Source organism: Actinoplanes nipponensis, assembly GCF_016862275.1.
GTDB classification, from domain to species: Bacteria; Actinomycetota; Actinomycetes; order Mycobacteriales; family Micromonosporaceae; genus Actinoplanes; species Actinoplanes nipponensis.
The window spans coordinates 29,143-48,286 of record NZ_BOMQ01000008.1 but is presented as its reverse complement, the minus strand read 5'-3'; the positions used below and the strand labels follow the sequence as shown (position 1 = coordinate 48,286).

At 72.5% G+C, this 19,144-nt stretch carries 14 protein-coding genes; 8 read left to right on the top strand and 6 right to left on the bottom strand.

The window, feature by feature from the left end:
• Positions 1–34: 34 nt before the first annotated feature.
• The 3 genes from Ani05nite_RS01560 to murD form a co-directional block, all read right to left on the bottom strand.
• Positions 35–1,342: an extracellular solute-binding protein gene (locus Ani05nite_RS01560; protein WP_203763384.1), complete on the bottom strand. Its 1,308-nt coding sequence runs from the start codon at positions 1,340–1,342 to the stop codon at positions 35–37.
• Positions 1,343–1,392: 50 nt separating this feature from the next.
• Positions 1,393–2,370: a MurR/RpiR family transcriptional regulator gene (locus tag Ani05nite_RS01555; protein WP_203763381.1), complete on the bottom strand. Its 978-nt coding sequence runs from the start codon at positions 2,368–2,370 to the stop codon at positions 1,393–1,395.
• A gap of 359 nt (positions 2,371–2,729) precedes the next feature.
• Positions 2,730–4,082 carry a UDP-N-acetylmuramoyl-L-alanine--D-glutamate ligase gene (gene murD / locus Ani05nite_RS01550; RefSeq protein WP_203763378.1) on the bottom strand — a complete coding sequence of 451 codons (1,353 nt, stop codon included), beginning with the start codon at positions 4,080–4,082 and terminating at the stop codon, positions 2,730–2,732.
• Between the two features lie 63 nt (positions 4,083–4,145).
• Between murD and Ani05nite_RS01545 the strand changes: the two genes are divergently transcribed.
• Positions 4,146–5,468: a MurL-like N-terminal domain-containing gene (locus Ani05nite_RS01545; RefSeq protein WP_498366833.1), complete on the top strand. Its 1,323-nt coding sequence runs from the start codon at positions 4,146–4,148 to the stop codon at positions 5,466–5,468.
• A 17-nt stretch (positions 5,469–5,485) separates the two neighbouring features.
• Here Ani05nite_RS01545 and Ani05nite_RS01540 read toward each other — a convergent pair whose 3' ends face one another.
• A complete protein-coding gene (locus Ani05nite_RS01540) occupies positions 5,486–6,787 on the bottom strand; it encodes a globin (RefSeq protein WP_239129089.1) in 1,302 nt (433 codons plus the stop codon).
• A 775-nt stretch (positions 6,788–7,562) separates the two neighbouring features.
• On the opposite strand from Ani05nite_RS01540, the gene Ani05nite_RS01535 reads away from it, so the two are divergent.
• Positions 7,563–7,910, top strand: coding sequence for a hypothetical protein (locus Ani05nite_RS01535; RefSeq protein WP_203763375.1), 348 nt, complete (start codon positions 7,563–7,565; stop codon positions 7,908–7,910).
• A gap of 873 nt (positions 7,911–8,783) precedes the next feature.
• Here Ani05nite_RS01535 and Ani05nite_RS01530 read toward each other — a convergent pair.
• Positions 8,784–9,914 carry a MalY/PatB family protein gene (locus Ani05nite_RS01530; RefSeq protein ID WP_203763372.1) on the bottom strand — a complete coding sequence of 377 codons (1,131 nt, stop codon included), beginning with the start codon at positions 9,912–9,914 and terminating at the stop codon, positions 8,784–8,786.
• 314 nt (positions 9,915–10,228) lie between these two features.
• On the opposite strand from Ani05nite_RS01530, the gene Ani05nite_RS01525 reads away from it, so the two are divergent.
• Entirely contained in the window at positions 10,229–11,050 is an 822-nt protein-coding gene (locus tag Ani05nite_RS01525) for a TrmH family RNA methyltransferase (protein WP_203763369.1), read from the top strand.
• A gap of 4 nt (positions 11,051–11,054) precedes the next feature.
• Here Ani05nite_RS01525 and Ani05nite_RS01520 read toward each other — a convergent pair whose 3' ends face one another.
• Positions 11,055–13,736, bottom strand: coding sequence for an NACHT domain-containing protein (locus tag Ani05nite_RS01520; protein ID WP_203763366.1), 2,682 nt, complete (start codon positions 13,734–13,736; stop codon positions 11,055–11,057).
• A gap of 428 nt (positions 13,737–14,164) precedes the next feature.
• Between Ani05nite_RS01520 and Ani05nite_RS01515 the strand changes: the two genes are divergently transcribed.
• From Ani05nite_RS01515 to Ani05nite_RS01495, 5 genes are read left to right on the top strand one after another with little or no spacing between them, the layout of a single operon-like run.
• Complete coding sequence (locus tag Ani05nite_RS01515; protein ID WP_203763364.1) at positions 14,165–15,190, top strand: ABC transporter substrate-binding protein; 1,026 nt, start codon at positions 14,165–14,167, stop codon at positions 15,188–15,190.
• Positions 15,187–16,008 (top strand): ABC transporter ATP-binding protein, encoded by an 822-nt coding sequence (locus Ani05nite_RS01510; protein WP_203763361.1) that lies wholly within the window; start codon positions 15,187–15,189, stop codon positions 16,006–16,008. The genes Ani05nite_RS01515 and Ani05nite_RS01510 overlap by 4 nt, the downstream gene beginning before the upstream one ends.
• Positions 16,001–16,846: an ABC transporter permease gene (locus tag Ani05nite_RS01505; RefSeq protein ID WP_239129088.1), complete on the top strand. Its 846-nt coding sequence runs from the start codon at positions 16,001–16,003 to the stop codon at positions 16,844–16,846. The genes Ani05nite_RS01510 and Ani05nite_RS01505 overlap by 8 nt, the downstream gene beginning before the upstream one ends.
• Positions 16,847–16,857: 11 nt before the next feature.
• Positions 16,858–17,769 (top strand): TauD/TfdA dioxygenase family protein, encoded by a 912-nt coding sequence (locus Ani05nite_RS01500; RefSeq protein WP_203763358.1) that lies wholly within the window; start codon positions 16,858–16,860, stop codon positions 17,767–17,769.
• Positions 17,766–19,121 carry an LLM class flavin-dependent oxidoreductase gene (locus tag Ani05nite_RS01495; RefSeq protein WP_203763355.1) on the top strand — a complete coding sequence of 452 codons (1,356 nt, stop codon included), beginning with the start codon at positions 17,766–17,768 and terminating at the stop codon, positions 19,119–19,121. The genes Ani05nite_RS01500 and Ani05nite_RS01495 overlap by 4 nt, the downstream gene beginning before the upstream one ends.
• Positions 19,122–19,144 lie beyond the last annotated feature (23 nt).

Sequence of the window (19,144 nt, the reverse complement as noted above, 5' to 3'; positions counted from 1 at the left end):
CCGCCCGCGCGGGCGGGCGGGCGGCACCCGGCGATCAGCTGGCGTTGAGGATCTCGTTGATCTTCGCGTCGGCGGCCTTGGCCGCGTCCGGCACGGTGGCCTTGCCGGTGGCGATGCTGACCAGCATGTTCTGCAGCACGTTGGCCGACTCGACGTCCGACCACTTCGGCGCCATCGGCACGAACCAGGTCTCCTTGGCGGCCTGCGCGGTCGCCTCGTTGCCCTTGACCGCGGCGGCCTTGTCCAGCAGGGAGGTCGCGTTGGGCAGCACGCCCTTGGCGATCAGGCCCTCCTGCGACTTGGCGTCGGTGAAGATCTGCGCCCACTTGGCGGCCAGGTCGGCGTTCTTGCTCTTGGCCGTCACCGCGACGTCGGAACCGCCCAGGAAGGACGGGATGCCCGGCAGCGGCGCCGTGGCGACCTTGCCGTTCACCTTGGTCTTGACCTTGGCCGAGGCGGGGTCGTTGGGGTCCTTGGGCTGCTCCTGGACCGCGCCCAGCTCCCAGCCGTTGCCGTAGATCATGCCGGACTTGCCCTGCGCGTAGACCGCGTCCTGGTCGTTCTCGTCCTTGGTCGGGTCACCGCTGGAGTAGGTCTTGGCGATCTCGGCCCACTTGGTCAGGCCCTGCTGCGCGCCCGGCTCGGAGAGGGTGCCGACCCACTTGTCGCCGTCCTTCTTGGCGATGGTGCCGCCGTTGCCGTGCACCCACGCCATCGCGGCGTACCAGTACTTGCCCGGCATGTAGAAGGCGGAGAACTGCTTGTCGCTGCCGTTCTTCTCCTTGAGCGTCTTGGCCGCGGCGACCAGGTCGTCGTAGGTCTTCGGGGCCTTCAGGCCGGCCTTGTCGAACAGGTCGGTGCGGTAGATCAGCACCCGGGCGCCGGCGTAGTACGGCACGCAGTAGGTCTTGCCGTCCAGCTCGCACGGGGCCGAGAGGCCGGTCAGCCACTCCGCGGAGTTCTCGAACTGGCCCTTGTCGAGCGGGGCGAAGGCGCCGTTGAAGACGTACTTGGGCATCTCGGTGTTGCCCAGCTCGACCACGTCGGGCACGTCGCTGCCGGCCAGGGTGGTGTCCAGCTTGGCCAGGTGGTCGGTCCACTGCTGGTAGTCGACCTGCACCTGCGCGCCGGTCGCCTGGGTGAAGCGGTCGTTGGCCTGCTTGACGACCTCGGGCCAGCCCGACTGGGCGTCGACCATCAGCCAGACCTTGATCGTCTTGCCGGCGCCGTTGACGGATGCGGCGGCGTTGGGGGTGTCGCTGCTGTCGCTGTTCGAGCCGCACGCGGCGGCACCGATCAGCGTTGCGGCGAGGGTCGCCGCAACCGCGATTCTGCGCTTCACGCTGTTCCTCCGGAACGAGATGAGATATGGGGTGAGAGGGGATCTCTGATTCATGGGGCGGAGCTCCCGTCCTTGACGGCTTTGTGGCCATGGACGGCTTGGGCGGTGCGTTGGAAGGCCGCGTGCGAACGTTCGTGGGTCCGCTGGGCGACGGCGACGTAGAGCAGATCGAGGACGACCAGCTGCGGGTGCCGCGCGGAGAGCGCGTCCGGCCGGAAGGTCGTGGCCTGGGTGGCGGTGAGCAGCACGATGTCCGCCAGCTCGGCCAGAGGCGAGCGCGGGAAGCTGGTCAGCGCGATGGTGGTGGCGCCCCGGCTGCTGGCCTCGGCGAGCAGCTCTATGGTCTCGCCGGTCTCCCCGCTGTGCGAGATGCCGAGCGCGACGTCGCCGGCCCGGGAGAGCGCCGCGCTGGCCAGACCGTTGTGCACGTCGGTCCAGGCCCAGGCGGCCACGCCGATGCGGTGCAGGCTGAACTGCATCTCCTCGCCGACCAGCGCGCTGCCGCTGGCGCCGAAGATGTTGACCCGCGGCGCGGCGGCGATGGCCACCGCGGCCCGCTCGACCTCGGCCAGGTCCAGCAGCGAGGCGGTGTCGTGCATGGCCCGGGTGTCGGCGGCCATGATCTGGCCGAGCACCCGCTCCAGCGGGTCGCTGGGCTGGATCTCGCGGCCGATGTCGACGGTCCAGCCGGAGGCGCGGGCCCGGCCGGTCTCGGCCGCGATGCCCAGGCGCAAGTCGGCGTAGCCGTCGAAACCCAGCGCCCGGCAGAACCGGGTCACGGTGGCCGGCGAGGTGCCGCTGCGCTCGGCCAGCTCGACGATGGTGGCCCGGGAGGCCGCGGCCGGGTCGGTGAGCACCTGCTCGGCGACCCGCTGCAGGGCGCCGGTGAACTCCGGCAGCAGGGTGCGGACCCGCACCAGCACCCCGTCGGAGTTGTTCATGCTGTGCTGCGGCGAGGGGGCCTGATCGCGCACCAGCGAGTCGACGACCGCGGTCGCTGCGGTGCCGTCTGCGTCTGGCTCGACCATGGGCCGTCCCTTCAGAAAGGAGTGTTAACTGTCGCGGTAAAAGTTCTTACTTTCCGACCCCCTGTGTCAAGACCGTGGGTGAAGTTTTCAAACCGTTACCTTCGGCACGCTCCTGAATGAGGGGCAGCCGACCACCGGTCGACGGTCATCGATCCCATATGGCCGATACGACATGAGTGCCAGGAATACAGAGGTTTGGACGTTTTTGATGATCAGCCTTTCGCCCCACCGAGGGCCACCGGACGGCGGTGCCGACTCACCCGTTCGGGGGAGCCGATCGGCAAAGCAAAACGCCCTCGCAATCCGCGAGGGCGTTTCGAAACAGGGGGCGGTCCGGCAATAATTTCGCCCAGAACCGGTTAAGCGCTGTCGCGGACCGCCTGGGCGAAGACCTCGGAACGGTGCTCGAAATTGCGGAACCGGCCGTAACTGGGCGCCGCCGGCGACAGCAGCACGACTCCCCCGGGCGGCGTGAGCTTGCGGGCCAGGCGTACCGCCGCCGGCAGGTCCTCCGCCGCCTCGGCGCGCACGCCGGCCAGGCCGGCCAGCTCCGCGAGGATGCGCGGCCCGCTGTCCGGCAGGCCGATCACGGTGATCTCCTTGTCGCGCAGGTGCTCCCGCAGCGGGGCGTAGTCCAGGCCGCGGTCGGTGCCGCCGAGGAGCACGGTCAACGGCCGGCCCTCGTACGCGTCGATCGCGTGCATGGCCGAATACGGACTCGTGGACAGCGTGTCGTCCACGAACGTCAGCCCGGACGGGTCCTCGATCTCGGCCAGCCGGTGCGGCAGCCCCTCGAAGGACGCGACCGCCGCACGCAACGTGTCCCGCTCACCGACGACATCGATGCCCATGCCGTCCAGCACCGCCAGCGCGACGCACAGGTTGCGCCCGTTGTGCCGACCCCGCAGCCGGAGCGCGTCCCGCGGGAACAGGGCCTCGTCGCTGCAGTACACCTGGCCGTCGTCCTCGACCCGGAAGCGCGAGTCGCCGCCGGCGGCCGGGATGGCCGCGAAGCCGTTCGCGTCCTTGAGCGCCACCGTCTCGGCCACCAGCCGGTCGTCGGCGCCGTTGATCACGATCAGCTCGGGCCCGTGGGCCAGCAGGTTCAGCTTGTCGCGGTAGTACTCCCGCTCGCCGCCGTGCGCGTCCAGGTGCTCCGGGAACAGCGAGGTCACCACCGCGACCCGGGGCGAGTCGGTGAGGTCGCTGCACTGGTAGCTGGACAGCTCCAGCACGTACAGCTCGGCCGGGGGCAGGTCGAGCAGCGGCACCCCGATGTTGCCGCCGAAGACGTTGGGCCGGCCCACCGCGGCCAGCAGGTGGCTGATCAGGCTCGACGTGGTGCTCTTGCCCTTGCTGCCGGTCACCCCGACGGTGCGGTCCGCGTGCTCGGCCATCCAGAGCGCGCTGCCGCCGGTCACCGTGATCCCCCGCGCGCGCAGGTCGGCCATCCACGGGTGGGTCTGCGGCACCCCCGGCGAGCGCACCACCACGTCGGCGGCCACCAGCGCGGCCTGGGCATGATCACCACCGGCCAGCGGGGCCAGCGCGGCCAGCTCGCCCTCCCACGGCACGGAGAGGAAGTCGGCGCTGTCGTCCACCGCGATCAGGCGCGCGGGACCGTGCGCGGCGACGGCCGTGACGGCGGCGCGGCCCTCCCGGCCGGTCCCCCAGACGGCAACGGAACGGCCGCGCAGGTCTGCCAGACGCACAATCGTCTCCCTGAAGTCGAGTCGCACTAGTATGGCTGGCTGGTCCTACGACGGGAGTGCCGGGTGCGTGCGCAGTTCGAGGTGATGCGGTTCCCCGCATACCGGTTCGATCCGGCGACGGGGGTCGCCGAGTTCGACTACCTGCTCGACGGGCCGGAGCCGCTGGAGTTCACCGAGACCATCACCTTCCCGCTCGGCGCGGACGAACCGCCGGCGCACTTCTTCAAGGTGCTGGAGCTGCTGCACGTGGTGGCCGGCGTCAGCTACTACAAGGTCGGCGCGCCGCCGCGGATCGAGGCGCCGACGGCCGCCCCGGCCGAGGCGGCCGCGCTGTTCACGGCCGTCTACACCCACGGCCTGGGCGAGTACGCGTACGTCAACCAGCTGCCGCACGTGCTCGACCTGACGGTGCGGGTGCCCGCGGTCTCGCCCGCGGCGGCGCCGGTGGACAACGCCGACGGCCGCCCGCTGTCGGCGGTCGGCGGCGGCAAGGACTCCATCGTCACGCTGGAGATACTGCGGGCCGCCGGGCTCGACCCGGTGCCGTTCTCGGTCAACCCCAACCCGGTGATCGACAACGTCAACGCCGCCTCGGGGCTGCCCGCCCTGGCCGCCCGCCGCCGGCTCGACCCGCGCCTGTTCGCGCTCAACCAGGCCGGCGCGCTGAACGGCCACATCCCGGTCACCGCGATCAACTCGCTCATCGCGATCGCCACGGCGGCGCTGCACGGCCTGGGCCCGGTGGTGATGTCGAACGAGCGCTCGGCGTCCGACCCCAACCTGATCTGGAACGGTCACGAGATCAACCACCAGTGGTCCAAGGGAGTGCTCGCGGAGGGGCTGCTGCGGGCGGCCGTCACCGCGCACGCCGGGCTGACCGAGCCGTACTTCTCGCTGCTGCGCTCGCTGTCGGAGCTGCACATCGCCCAGCTGTTCGCCCGCCACACCGCGTACGACGACGTGGTGACCAGCTGCAACAAGGCGTTCAAGCTGCACGACCCGACGGCCCGCTGGTGCGGCGACTGCCCCAAGTGCCGCTTCGTGGCGCTGGCCATGGCGCCGTCGATGTCCCGGGAGCGACTGAGCCGGATCTTCGGGCGCGACCTGTTCGCCGACCCGGCCCAGGTGCCCGGCTACCTGGAGCTGCTGGGCATCGACGCGCACAAGCCGTTCGAGTGCGTGGGCGAGGTCGAGGAGTCCCTGGTGGCGCTGACGATGCTCGGCGACGACCCGCAATGGTCGGGAGCGCCGGTGATCCAGGCGCTGCGGGCGGCCGTGCCCGCCGAGGCGTGGGCGGCCGCGTCCCGCGACGAGGTGCTCACTCCCGGCGGCCCGACCTTCGTGCCGCCGGCGTACGCCAAGATCCTGGCCGACGCGCTCGCCTGAATCCGCCCGCGCCCCGCTCAGCCGGGCTTGTCGTGGTGGATGCGCTCCGCGGCCACGCCCAGCTCCTGCAGCGCGGTGCTGGTCGCGGCCAGCATCACCGGCGGCCCGGCCAGGTACACCTCGTGGCCGGACCACTCGCCGTAGGCGGCGACCGCGTCGGTGACCAGGCCGGACGCGTACGGGCCGGCCTCGCCGTCGGAGATCACCGGGATCACGGTGGCCCGGCGGCAGGCGTGCGCGATCCGCGTCAGGTCGTCGATGTCGTAGAGCTCGCCGAGGTTGCGCACGCCCCAGAACAGCACCGCCGAGCGCGGGTCCCCGGTCGCGGCCAGCTCGGTGAGCAGCGCCTTCAGCGGCGCGACCCCGGTGTCGCCGGCGATCATCAGCAGGTCCCGGCCGGACTCGGGCAGGCCCATCTCACCCTCGGCCCGGGCGATGCGCACGTGGCTGCCGACGACCGTGTGATAGACCAGCGTGCCGCTGACCCCCAGGTGGCTCTTGGCCCGGACGTGCAGCTCCACCACGTTGTCCCGGCGCGGCGCGCCGGCCAGCGAGTACGGCCGCCACAACCCCGGCTGCCCGGGCGCCTCGACCCGCGCGTACTGCCCGGGCCGGTAGGGCATGGGCAGATACGGTCGCAGCCTGATCACAGCCAGGTCGTCCCGCCGCCGCTCGTGCCCGACGACCACGGTGGTCCACACGGTCGGCTGGTAGGCGGCGGTGGCCATGCCGTGCGCGATCCACTCGTACGCATGCTGCCACGTCGACCGCCACGCCTGATCGAAGTCCTGCCGCCAGCCGCCGGCGGCCATGCCGGCCCGCATCGCCTCGGCCAGCGCCGCGCCGGCGAGCTGCAACTGCTGCGGCTGCACCCCGCACTCGGCGAGCGCGGCCCCGAGCCGACCGCACGCGGCCACCAGCACCGGCGGCTGATCCAGGTGGTGCACGAGCCAGTTCAGCGCCTCGGCGAGCTGCTCGACCTGGGCGGCCGGCCCGCCGGGCAGCTTGGCGAACAGGGCCGGCTGGGCCTGGGCGAGGGCGGCCCGCAGCCGCTCGGCCACGTCGTCCGGGCCGCCGGCCAGCGACAGGCTGTTGCCCAGCAGCCGAACCAGCTCCCGCAGGGCGGCGTCGTCGGCCGGATCCATCCCGTCGACGGGCAACGCGGGGCGGGCCTCGACCGGCGGCACGACGCCGGGCATCCGCACCGGGCCGAACGGGCTGACGGCCTGCACCGGATCGCCGGGCCACTGCGGCCCGGCCGGGCGCGGGCCGCCGAGGCCGGGGATGCCGCTGATGGGCTCGGTCGACGAACCGGCCACCGGGGGTACGGGCACCCCGCCGGCCCACGGTCCGGCGCCGGGCGGGTACGGGGTGGTGGCGCCGGGACGCAGTCCGCCGCGGGCGGGGGGCGCCGGGCGCGGGACGACGACGCCGGGCGGGGCGGCCGGGACGAGCGAGGTGCCGGGGGCCTGGGCCGGGTTGGGAGCGGTTTGGCCTGGAGGGAGGGCGGGGCCGGGGGCTTGGCCCGGCGGGAGGGCCGGGCGGGGGGCTTGGCCCGGCGGGAGGGCGGGGCCGGGGGCCTGGCCCGGTTGCACGCCCGGGCCGGGGCTCTGCACCGGCTGCATGCCCCAGCCGGGGCCCTGGCCCGGCTGCGGGCCGACGCCGGGTGCGGGGCCGGTGGGTCCTCCCGGACCGGAGCCGCCGGGGGTGCTGCCGCCCGGGGCGTTACCGCCGGGTACCACGAAGCCGGGCGCGGTGCCGCCGGGGACGGCGCCGCCGGGGCTCGGAGTCGGGGCGGTCGGGACCATGCTGCCCGGGGTCAGGGCTCCGGGGACCGGGCCGCCCGGGGTCGAGAATCCCGAGCCGGGACCGCCCGGCACGGCACTGCCGGGGACGGCACTGCCCGGCACGGCACTGCCCGGCACGGAACTGCCAGGGACGGGGCTGCCAGGCACGGCACTGCCCGGCACGGAACTGCCAGGGACGGGGCTGCCAGGCACGGAACTGCCAGGGACGGGGCTGCCAGGGACGGGGCTGCCAGGGACGGCACTGCCCGGCACGGGGCTGCCCGGGACGGCGGTTCCCGGTGGCTGAATGCCCGGTGCGGCCGGACTCGGCGTCGGCGCGCCAGGGGCCGGAGAGGCGCCCGGGACCGATTCCGAACCGGCCACCGAGCCGGGCATAGCGGTCGAAGCGGGCGCAGTAGTCGGACCGGGCGGGACCGAACCAGACGTCACCGCGGAACCGGACGCGGGCGAGCCAGATGTCACGGTCGAACCAGACCTCGCCGATCCTGATGCCGCGGCCGAACCGGAGGTCCCCGCCGAGCCGAGCGAGGAGCCACCGGGAGCCGGCGCGCCACCCGGCACCGCCGTCGTGCTGAACGACGACGGCGCGCCGGGCGCGCGGCTGGAGCCCCGCCCCGAGGGCCCGACGGCATAATCCGACTCCGGTCCCGGGACGCCACCGTCAGGCGCCGGAAGTTCGGAGCCCGACAGCGGCGCCGTGGTGCCGGACCGCCCGGGCGCCCACCGCGGCGACTCGAACCGGACCGGCGCCCGCGCCGGCACATCGGCATCGGCATCGGCCGGATCGGGCCCGGGAGGCTGGTACACCGGGTCGGACCCGCCGGCATCGGCATCCACGAAGCCGGGCGCCGACCCCGTGCCGATCACCACGGAACCGGAGACCGGCCCGGCGCCGGAAGGAACCGGCGCGTCCGACGGGCCGGGAACGACATAACCGGGAGCCGACCCGACGCCGGGCGCGGCACCGGCACCGGCACCATCGTCCGGCGAAGGCGAAGGCGAAGGCGCTTGCGAAGGCGCGGGCGAAGGCGATGACGAAGGCAGCGGCGCCGACGGCTGGTAGGGCGGCCGGCCCCCTCCCGGCAGCGGCCCGACGCTCGCGCGCAAGCCTCCGCCGTCGCTCGCCGCCTCGGCCTCGGCCGTCTCCCGCTCGGCCCGCGGCACGCCACCGCCCGAGACCTCACGGAACGGGTGCGCAGCGGGCAGGGCCGGCGGATCGGGCGGGGAGTCCACCGCCGGGGTCGCGGCCGGCCACTCCGGGTGCACCAGGCCGTCACCGCGGACCGGTTCGCTCCCCGCCTCGTCGACGTTTGCGCTGTTCAGGGCGGCTGTCGTGTCAGCGGCGCCGGCGGCGGCGGCCTCCGGTGCGGCGAGCCGGAGCCGGATGGCTCGCAGCAGCGCCAGCATATGCGGGTCGGACCCGGAACCGGACGACACCTGCACACCCCCGACGGCAGAACGACGCGACCAGTACAACCGTACTGCCGCGGCGTCCCGGCCGCCGCCGCTACCTCCCGGCGGCACTCGCCATCCGGGCCGTCGCCTCGTCGAGGATGGCCGCGCTCGTGCCGAAGTTCAGCCGGACGAACCCGGCGCCGCGGGCGCCGAAACGGGTGCCCGGCTCCAGTCCGACCCTGCTCCGGGCCAGGAACAGCTCCCGCGGCTCGTCGTCCTCGCCCAGCGCGCGGCAGTCGAGCCAGGCCAGGTACGTCGCCTCCGGCGGGATCCACTTGATCTTCGGTAGCCGGGTCCGCAGTTGCTCACCCAGCTCCGTGCGGCGGGCGTCCAGCTCGGTCAGCAACGCGTCCAGCCAGGCGTCGCCCTCGGTGTACGCCGCCACGGTCGCCAGCACGCCGAGGTGGCCCGTCCGCCACCGCACGTCCCGGGGCAGCCGGTCGACCACCGCCGCCAGCGCGGTGCCGCCGGTCACGATCGCCGCGCACTTGAGGCCGGCCAGGTTGAACGCCTTGCTCGCCGACACCACGCTCACCGCCACCTCGGCGGCGCCCGGCACGGACAGCAGCGGCGTGAACTGCGCCCCGGGCAGGACCAGCGGGGCGTGGATCTCGTCGCTGATGATCGTCACGCCGTACAGTCGCGCCAGCCGGACCAGGGCGGCCAGCTCGTCGTGGGTGTGCACGCGGCCGACCGGGTTGTGCGGGTTGCAGAGCAGGTAGACCGCCGGATGGGCGGCGAAGGCCGCCTCCAGGGCCGGCAGGTCCAGGCGGAACTCGGCGGTGAGCGGCACCTCGCGGATCCGGGCGCCGGCCTCCGGCGCCCAGTCGAAGAACGGCGGGTAGACCGGCGGGCTGAACGCCACGGTGTCGGCCGGGCGGACCAGCATCCGCAGCAGCTCGACCACGCCGACCCCGACGTCGGTCACCGCGGTGACCGCGGCCGGTTCCACCCGCCAGCCCCAGCGCCGGGCCGCGAACCCGGCGAACGCCTCGCCGAGGTCCGGCTGGGCCGCCGAATACCCGGTGTCGGCCGCGTCGACCGCGGCGCGCAGGGCCGCGGTGATCGGCGGGGCCAGCGTGCAGTCCATCTCGGCGACGCCCATCGGTACGACGTCAGCGGGGTACGTGCGCCACTTCGCGCTGCGGCGTCGGCGGAGGGTCTCCAGCGAATGAGTGAACATCCACCCATCCTCTACCGCATCGGCGAGGGTCGACTGCGGTAGAGCACCGAGTGGCGCAGCGGCCCGTCGACGGTCGCGTACCCGTGGCCCCAGGCCGCGCGGGCCAGCCGCCAGCCCACCTCGACGCCGCCGAACGGCAGCTCCTCGTCGACCGGGGTCGAGCCCGGCGAAGCCGATGAACTCGCCGGTCGCGGCCACCTCGAGGGCCCATCAGCCCCAGCCGCGCGCGGCCAGCTCGGCGCGGAACTCCGCCACCGAGATCGTCATGTCCACCTCAGCGTTTCACACCGGGCGGCGGTCGGCAGAATGCCCTTGTGCCAGCCCTGAGCATCACCGACGCCGACGACCCGCGGATCGCCGACTACCGCGCGCTGACCGACCTCGAGCTGCGGACCCGGTGGGAGCCGCCCAACGGGCTGTTCATCGCCGAGGGCGAGCTCGTCATCCATCGTGCCCTGCGGGCCGGCTACCGGCTGCGCTCCGCGCTGGTCGACGAGAAGCGCGCCGACCAGCTCAGCGGCCTGCCCGCCGACGCGCCGCTCTACACCGCGACCCCGCCCGTGCTGGAGTCGATCACCGGCTTCCACGTCCACCGGGGCATCCTCGCGTCGTTCCACCGGCGCCCGCTGACGCCGCTGGACGAGCTCCTGGCCGGCGCCCGGCGCCTGGCGGTCCTGGAGGGCCTGAACACGCACACGAACCTCGGCGCGCTCTTCCGCAGCGCGGCCGCGCTCGGCATCGACGCCGTCGTCCTGTCCCCCACCTGCGCCGACCCGCTCTACCGCCGGGCCGTGCGGGTCAGCATGGGCGAGGTCTTCGCCATCCCGTACGCCAAGACCGAGGACTGGCCTGGGACCCTGGCCGCGATCCGCGACGCCGGCTTCACCCTGCTGGCGATGACGCCGGCGCCGGACGCGGTCGCCCTGCAGAACCTCACCGCGGCCCAGCGCGCGCGGCCGGCCCTGCTGCTGGGCGCCGAGGGTCCCGGCCTGACCGGCGAGGCGCTGCGGGCCAGCGACGTCCGGGTGGCCATCCCGATGCACAACGACGTGGACTCGCTGAACGTCGCCACCGCGGCCGCCATCGCGTTCTGGGAGCTGGGCCGCACCGCGACGCAGCCGCCCCACGAGCTTTGACCCATCAGCAGCGGTGAGTGGGCGCGGTACGGCGCTGATCCGCCAAATGCCGCTGGATCGCGGAATGGCGGAACTGATAGCCGCCGCCGGACTGACGCAGCACTCCCCTCTCGTGGGCGTCCTCGAGGAAATCCAGGGCACGCCAGGGCAGGGCGCCGGTAAGGGTCATCCAGAATCTCGCGAAGATGGTCCATCTGCCCCAGGCCGTGGTGGCCATGACGAAGACCGCGGTGATGACGAATCCGACGAGGAAGCGCGAGGCCGCCGCGTTGAATTCGATCGACAGCACGCCGGCGAACACGCCGCCGGCGACCAGGAGGACGACCGAGCTGGTGCGGTCCTGCCGGAACAGGTATGCAGCGTTGGGCACCGCCGTGACGTCCATTGGGGCGGTGAACGCGCCGACCAGACTCAAGGCGATTCCTGCGCCCAGCGACACCGCGAATGCGAGAGGCAGGCCGAGATCGATTCCTCCGAGGACGGCCGACGACACCTGGTACAGATACTGAAGCGCCGTCGGCAGCTCAGCATAGGCCCTCTGTTCAGCCGTGAGCCCTCCGTCGAAGTCCGGGGCCGGCGCCACCACCTGCGCGTGCCTGGCGGCCACGCCGAGCAGTCCGAAAACGACGGCGACGACCAAGGAAACGAGCATCCCGTAGCCGAAGGACGCGAGCGCCCTTTCGACGAAGTAGTCCCGGCCTCGTGACGACTTCCACCTGCGGCTGACGGCCCGGGCAGCCACGAACGCGGCCAGCGCCGATGCGATCACCATGGCGAAGACTCCCGCACCGCTGCGCCACGCCGCGTGAGCTCCGCCCTCGTCGACCAGCAACACCAGGCCCACCACAATGGTGGATCCGGCCACGGCCGACGTCCCGGCCACGACGAAGAGGAGCGCTCGCAGCAATGGGCGGGTCCGGCTCACGTGACCAACCAGCCATCCGGCGAGCCCCACCGCCGTGCCGACAGTTCCGAGATAGGTGAAGTAGCGCGGTATTCCATCGATCACCTGATGCAACGCCTCGCTGACCCCCGTCCCCGATGCCCGGACCAGCTTGGCCACGGCCGCATGGATGATGCCGGCGTTGAAACCGCGGTCGGCCGGCGAGATCATCCAGATCGCTGTCCAGATCAGACCGGACACTCCCAGCAGAACCGTCAACGTCCGCCAGTCCGCCCGTGGAACCATTCTCACGGTGACCGGCCGCACCCGGAACGACCCGAAGCCGAAACAGGCGGAGGCGGTGACCGAAACGGCGCAGGCCACCGCGACACTGAAGGTCGTACCGAAATCGTCCCAGCCGACCAGCATGATGGCGGCGATCACGCCGATGCCTCCCAGGCCGCCAAGGATGAGTGCACGCATCGGACGACTGAGCATGTCCGGCATGGTCCACCAGGAGATCTCCCAGTCCCCGCGCCGGTCGAGGTCGACCGCGATGGTGCGCAGGTATTTCTCCGCCATCCCGGAATCGCCCCCATTCCAGGGCGCCCTCGGCCCACGGGCAGCAGTGGTGCGGTACACAGCGGGTAGAAAACCGTGCAGCAGGCTCGATTCTATTTGGATGTGGCTGGCGAAGCGCCGACGGTCAAGCAGTTCGGTCGGATCGGATGCCTCCGGATCCTCATAGACCGAGCGCGCCAGCGAGACGATCAGGGGAGTGCTGAACGCCTTTTTCAGGGTCACCACCCGACCGGCGTATGGCTTTGTCGCCAACGCGGCGAAGACCGCCGCCCAGCCGGTCTCGTCGTCCGCCCGGGCGGCTTGCCGCTGCCGACCCGAGCGCCGCAGATAGTCGGCGACCGTCGGGAACTCCAGTGGCGACAACTCGATCACTGCGGACTTGGCCAGGGGAATCCGCCGAGCATGAGCCGCGTATTCCGCCGAGCGACTCGTGAGCACCAGCGGACCGGAGGCCTCGCCGAGGAGACGGAGGACGTCGCGTCGTAGTCCCTCAGCGACCTCGTCGAAGCCGTCGAGGATCGGCAGGATCCGGCCTTCTTCGATCAAGGCAGTGGCCACGGTGGAACCGGTTGCGGTCGGCGCGAGCAGGCTCGGCTGCTCGCGGACCAGTTGCTGGGCCATCCAGACCTGGTACGACACCAGGCGAGGGTCCCAGGTACACAGGTGAAAGATGACCGGCACGCGCCCTTCGGCGCGCCGGGCGGAAACCATGTCGAGGCCCAGCCGCCGGGCCAGCACCGACTTCCCGGAGCCGCCCGCGCCCAGAATGACCAGCCGGCCGGAGGGAATGCTGTCGAACACGTCGAGAATGTGCGGCAGGGAATTCGCCAGCGGAATGGGCGCGACGCTTTCCCCGGGGCCGGCGAGGCGTATGTTCGCCCAGTTGTCCATGATCTCTTCCGGGGCGACCCGCCACGACAACGGAAGCGGATAAGGGTGCTCTATGTGCTGGAATTCTTCCTCTCTGCGCCATTGCGCCGCCACCATCCGGCTCAGGCCGGCGCCGGCGGCGGCGGTCGAAACACGCGAGCCCGGATAGTCAGAGGCGTTCAGCCGGTACGTGAGGTATCCGCTCGCCGCCGTAGTGAGGACCACCAGGAGCCAGACGGGGTCGTTCCAGGCCACCGCCTTGCTACTGGTGGCGATGTTCACCGCGATCGCGCCGGCGGTCGCGACCGCGGCGCTCAGGGCGGCCACAGCCACCTTCATGCGGAGCTTCATCCGACACGCCTCTGGGACGACATTGTGGGGCAGGCACTGGGGCTGCGGCCACGAGGTGGGCCGGCCGCGGAGAGCATCACCGATCGTACAGTGGGCCGGGCGGGCCGATATCCCATCCAGCCTATGGGAAATGTATGTGTGCTGGGTCACAAAGAGGCTGACGCCGCCGGTCCGGGGCATCTACGTTGCTCGCATGAACCGAAGCAAGCGTCTCACGCGGCGCCGCTTCGTCGACTTCCTCCGGGTGTGCTCCTGCACCTGTTGAGTCCGACGGCCGCGCACAGCTCTCCGGCTACCTGACCGACCGCCGCACCAGCAATCGACACCGCCGCCTGCGCCGACGCACGCGGCGCGATGACCCGTGCCCGTACACCGACCGGCGCTCCCGCCGGCCGTCGCTGACCCGCACCCACCGCAAGGAGCGTTCCATGAAGACACCCCGATCCGCCGTGGCGGCCGCGCTGGCCGGCGCGCTGCTCGCCGCCGCCGCGCTCAGCGCCTGCGGCAGCTCCGCCGAGGCCGGCGGCCCGCAGACCAGGGAGCTGCGCTACCAGGGCTGGGTCGGCCAGGTGACGCCGCCGGAGCTGGCCGAGGACCTCGGCTATCTGGGCGACGTGAAGCTCACCTGGATCGGCAACACCATCAGCGGGCCGCAGGACATCCAGGCCGCCACCACCGGCGACGTCGACTTCGGCGGCGCCTTCAACGGCGCGATCGTCAAGCTCAAGGCGTCCAAGGCGCCGATCACCGCGGTGATCGGCTACTACGGCGCCGACAAGGACAGCTACAACGGCTTCTTCGTGCCGGAGGACAGCCCGATCCGGACCGCCCGGGACCTGATCGGCAAGAGGATCGGCGTGAACACCCTCGGCGCGCACGCCGAGGCGATCACCAGGACCTACCTCCAGCGCAACGGGCTGACGCCCGCGGAGATCAAGCAGGTCGAGCTGGTCGTGGTGCCGCCGGTCAACACCGAGCAGTCGCTGCGGCAGGGGCAGATCGACGTCGCCTCGCTCAGCGGCGCGCTGCGGGACAAGGCGCTGGAGCGCGGCGGCCTCCGCGCCCTCTACACCGACTTCGAGCTGCTGGGCCCGTTCACCGGCGGCAGCTACGTGCTGCGCGACGACTTCCTGAGGAAGAACCCCGACACGGTACGCACCTTCGTGACCGGCACGGCCAGGGCGATCGAGTGGAGCCGCACCCAGCCGCGCGAGGCGGTGATCGCCCGGTTCCGGAGCATCCTGCAGAAGCGGGCCCGCAACGAGGACGACAGCCAGCTCAAGTTCTGGAAGAGCTACGGCGTGGCCGGCAAGGGCGGCACCATCACCGACGCCGACTTCAGCGTCTGGATCGCCTGGCTGGACAGCATCGGCGAGCTCAGCGGCGACGGCCTGAAGCCGGCCGGCCTGTACACCAACGAGTACAACGACGTCGCCGGCGGCGGTGCCCGGTGAGCACCCCGAAGATCCGCTTCGAGAACGCCGGCAAGGTCTTCCGGGCGCGCGGCGCCACCGTCACCGCCCTGCGGGACATCAACCTGGACGTCCGGGCCGGCGAGTTCCTGGTCCTGGTCGGGCCCAGCGGCTGCGGCAAGTCCACGCTGCTCGACCTGCTCGGCGGGCTGGCCACGCCGTCCAGCGGCCGGATCCTGGTCGACGGCCGGCCGGTCACCGGCCCCGGCCTGGACCGGGGCGTGGTCTTCCAGCAGTACGTCCTGCTGCCCTGGCGGACCGCGCTGGGCAACGTCCAGTTCGGCCTGGAAGCCAAGCACGTGCCCCGCCGCGAGCGGGCCGCCCGCGCCCGCGAGTACCTCGACCTGGTCGGGCTCTCCGGCTTCCACGACCGCTACCCGCACGAGCTGTCCGGCGGCATGAAGCAGCGGGTGGCGATCGCCCGCAGCCTCGCCTTCGACCCCGACGTGCTGCTGATGGACGAGCCGTTCGCGGCGCTCGACGCGCAGACCCGCGACGGCCTGCAGGACGAGCTGCTGCGGATCTGGGAGCAGACCGGCAAGACCGTCGTGTTCATCACCCACGGCATCGAGGAGGCCGTCTACCTGGGACAGCGGGTCGCGGTCATGACCTCGCGACCCGGACGGATCAAGCAGGTGGTGCCGGTGCCGATCACCGCCCGGTCGGCCACCGAGGACCTGCGCTCCGACCCGGAGTTCGCCCGCTACCGGCACGAGATCTGGACCCTGCTGCGCGACGAGGTGCGCCAGGCCCGCCGCGAGGAGCTGGGCCTGAACGAGAAGGAGAACGCACGTGTCTAGCCTCATCGAGTCCCGGCCGGCACCGGCAGCCGTCGCTCGCACTGCGCCCGTGGTCGCGTACCCGGTGATCCGTGGTTTTCTGCGCGGAGCCGGCGCCGTCGCCACCCGGGTGGTCGCCGTGGCGGCCCTGGCCGCCGTCTGGGAGATCTTCCCGCGGCTGGGACTGGTCGACGCCACCTTCCTGCCGCCGCTGTCGGACGTGCTGGCCGCCTGGTGGCAGCTGGTGCAGTCCGGCGAGCTGATCGAGCACGCCCGGGCCAGCCTGGGCCGCTCGCTGGCCGGCTTCGGACTGGCGGTCGCGGCGGCCATCCCGCTCGGCCTGCTGATCGGCTGGTACAAGCCGCTGGCCACCCTGCTCACCCCGCTGCTGGAGCTGTTCCGCAACACCGCCGCGCTGGCCCTGCTGCCGGTGTTCGTGCTCGTCCTCGGGCTGGGCGAGACGTCCAAGGTCGCGATCATCTGCTACGCCTGCTCCTGGCCGATCCTGCTGAACACCGTCAGCGGCGTCCGGACCGTCGACCCGCTGCTGATCAAGTCCGCGCGCTCGCTCGGGCTCGGCCCGCTGCGGCTGTTCCAGAAGGTCGTGCTGCCGGCCGCCGTGCCGACCATCTTCACCGGGATCCGGCTGGCCGGCGCGTACTCGATCCTCATCCTGATCGCCGCCGAGATGGTCGGGGCCAAGGCCGGCCTGGGCTACCTCATCAACTACGCCCAGTACAACTTCGCCGTGCCCGACATGTACGCCGGAATCATCACGATCTCCGCCATCGGCCTCGTCGTGAACCAGGTCCTGATCCTCACCGAGCGCCGCTTCTCCACGTGGCGCACCACCAGCTAGGAGGCACCACCATGACCATCGCACCCACCATCGACATCCGGCGCATCGGCGGCCGGATCGGCGCCGAGGTCATCGGCGTGGACCTCGCCCGGCCGATCGACACGGAGCTCGCCGCCCGGCTCACCGGCGCCCTGGTCGAGCACAAGGTGCTCGTCTTCCGCGGGCAGGACCTGGACGACGAGGCCCACCTGCGCTTCGCCGGCACGTTCGGCCCGCTGACCGCCGCCCACCCCACCGTGCCGGCGGTCGACGGGCACGCCAACATCCTCGCGGTGCAGGGCGGCGAGGGCGCCCGCGCCAACGCCTGGCACACCGACGTGACGTTCGTGGTCGCCCCGCCCAAGGCCACCACGCTGCGCAGCCTGGTCGTCCCGCCGTACGGCGGCGACACCCTGATCGCCGACACCGCCGCCGCGTACGCCGACCTGCCGGAGCACCTGCGACTGCTCGCCGACCGGCTGTGGGCCGTGCACACCAACGACCACGACTACGCCGAGCACCCGCAGTTCCGCACCGACGAGGTCGAGGCGTACCACCAGGTCTTCGTCTCCCAGCGCTACCGGACAGCGCACCCGGTGGTCCGCATCCACCCCGAGTCGGGCGCGCCCAACCTGTTCATCGGCGGCTTCGCCGACACCGTCATCGGGCTGTCCCGGACGGAGTCGAAGGACCTGCTGCGGCTGCTGCAGGCCTACGTGACCCGGCCGGAGAACACCCTGCGGCACCGCTGGGCGGTCGGCGACGTGGTGGTCTTCGACAACCGCACGACCCAGCACTACGCCGCCGACGACTACGGCGACCTGCCCCGCAAGCTGCATCGCGTGACGGTCGCCGGGGACGTGCCGGTCGGCGCCGACGGCGGGACGAGCTACGTCATCGAGGGCGACGACGCCGGCCACTACACGCCGCGGGCAGCGCGATGAGCCGGCCCGGTCAGCTGCACCTCAACGCGTTCCTGATGGGCGTCGGGCACCACGAGGCCGCCTGGCGCCTGCCGGAGAGCGACCCGCGCGCCGACGTCGACGTCGAGCACTACAAGAACCTGGCCCGCATCGCCGAACGCGGCAAGCTCGACTCGCTGTTCCTGGCCGACGGGCCGGTGCTGTGGGACCAGGTCGGGCGCCGCCCGTCCGGCTCGCTCGAGCCGACCGTGCTGCTGACCGCGCTGGCCGGGGCCACCGAGCGGATCGGGCTGATCGCCACGGCGTCGACCACCTACAACGAGCCGTACAACCTGGCCCGCCGGTTCGCCTCGCTGGACCTGGTCAGCGGCGGGCGGGCCGGCTGGAACATCGTCACCACGGCCGGGCTCGACGCCGCCCGCAACTTCAACCTCGACGCGCTGCCGGCCCACCACGAGCGCTACCAGCGGGCCGCCGAGTTCGTCGACGTCTCGCTCAAGCTCTGGGACTCCTGGGACGACGACGTGGTGCTGGCCGACAAGGCCGGCGGGGTGTGGGGCGACCAGGGGAAGATCTACCCGCCCGCCCACCGGGGCGCCCACTTCCGGGTGGCCGGCGCGCTCAACGTGCCCCGCACCCCGCAGGGCCACCCGCTGCTGGTCCAGGCCGGATCCTCGGCGAACGGCCGCAACTTCGCCGCCCGCTACGCCGAGGCGGTCTTCACCGCGCACCAGACCCTCGCCGACGCCCAGGAGTTCTACGACGACCTCAAGCGGCGCGCCGCCGAGCACGGCCGCGACCCCGACCACGTCAAGATCCTGCCGGGGATCGTGCCGCTGATCGGCGCCACCGAGGCCGCCGCCCGCGAGCTCGACGCCGAGCTCAACCGGCTGATCCGCGCCGAGTTCGCGCTGCCCGGCCTGGCCGAGCTGCTCGGCGTGGACGTCGCCGACCTGCGCCTGGACGCCGAACTGCCGGCCCACCTGCCGGCCGAGGAGCAGATCGAGGGCGCGAAGAGCCGCCGCACGCTGGTGGTCAACCTGGGCCGCCGGGAGCGGCTCACGGTCCGCGAGATCATCGCCCGGCTCGGCGGCGGGCGCGGGCACCTCACCTTCGCCGGTACGGCCGAGCAGGTCGCCGACGCGATCGTGGCCTGGTACGACAACGGGGCCGCGGACGGCTTCAACATCATGCCGCCGGTGCTGCCGTCGTCGCTGGAACGGTTCGTCGACGAGGTGGTGCCGATCCTGCAGGAGCGCGGCCGGTTCCGGACCGAGTACGCCGGGCGGACGCTGCGCGAGCACTACGGGCTGCCGCGGCCGGCCAACCGCAACACCGGCGCAGCGCAACCGGACGTGGCGCTGCGCCCATGACAGCAGGCCGGCGGCGGCCCGGC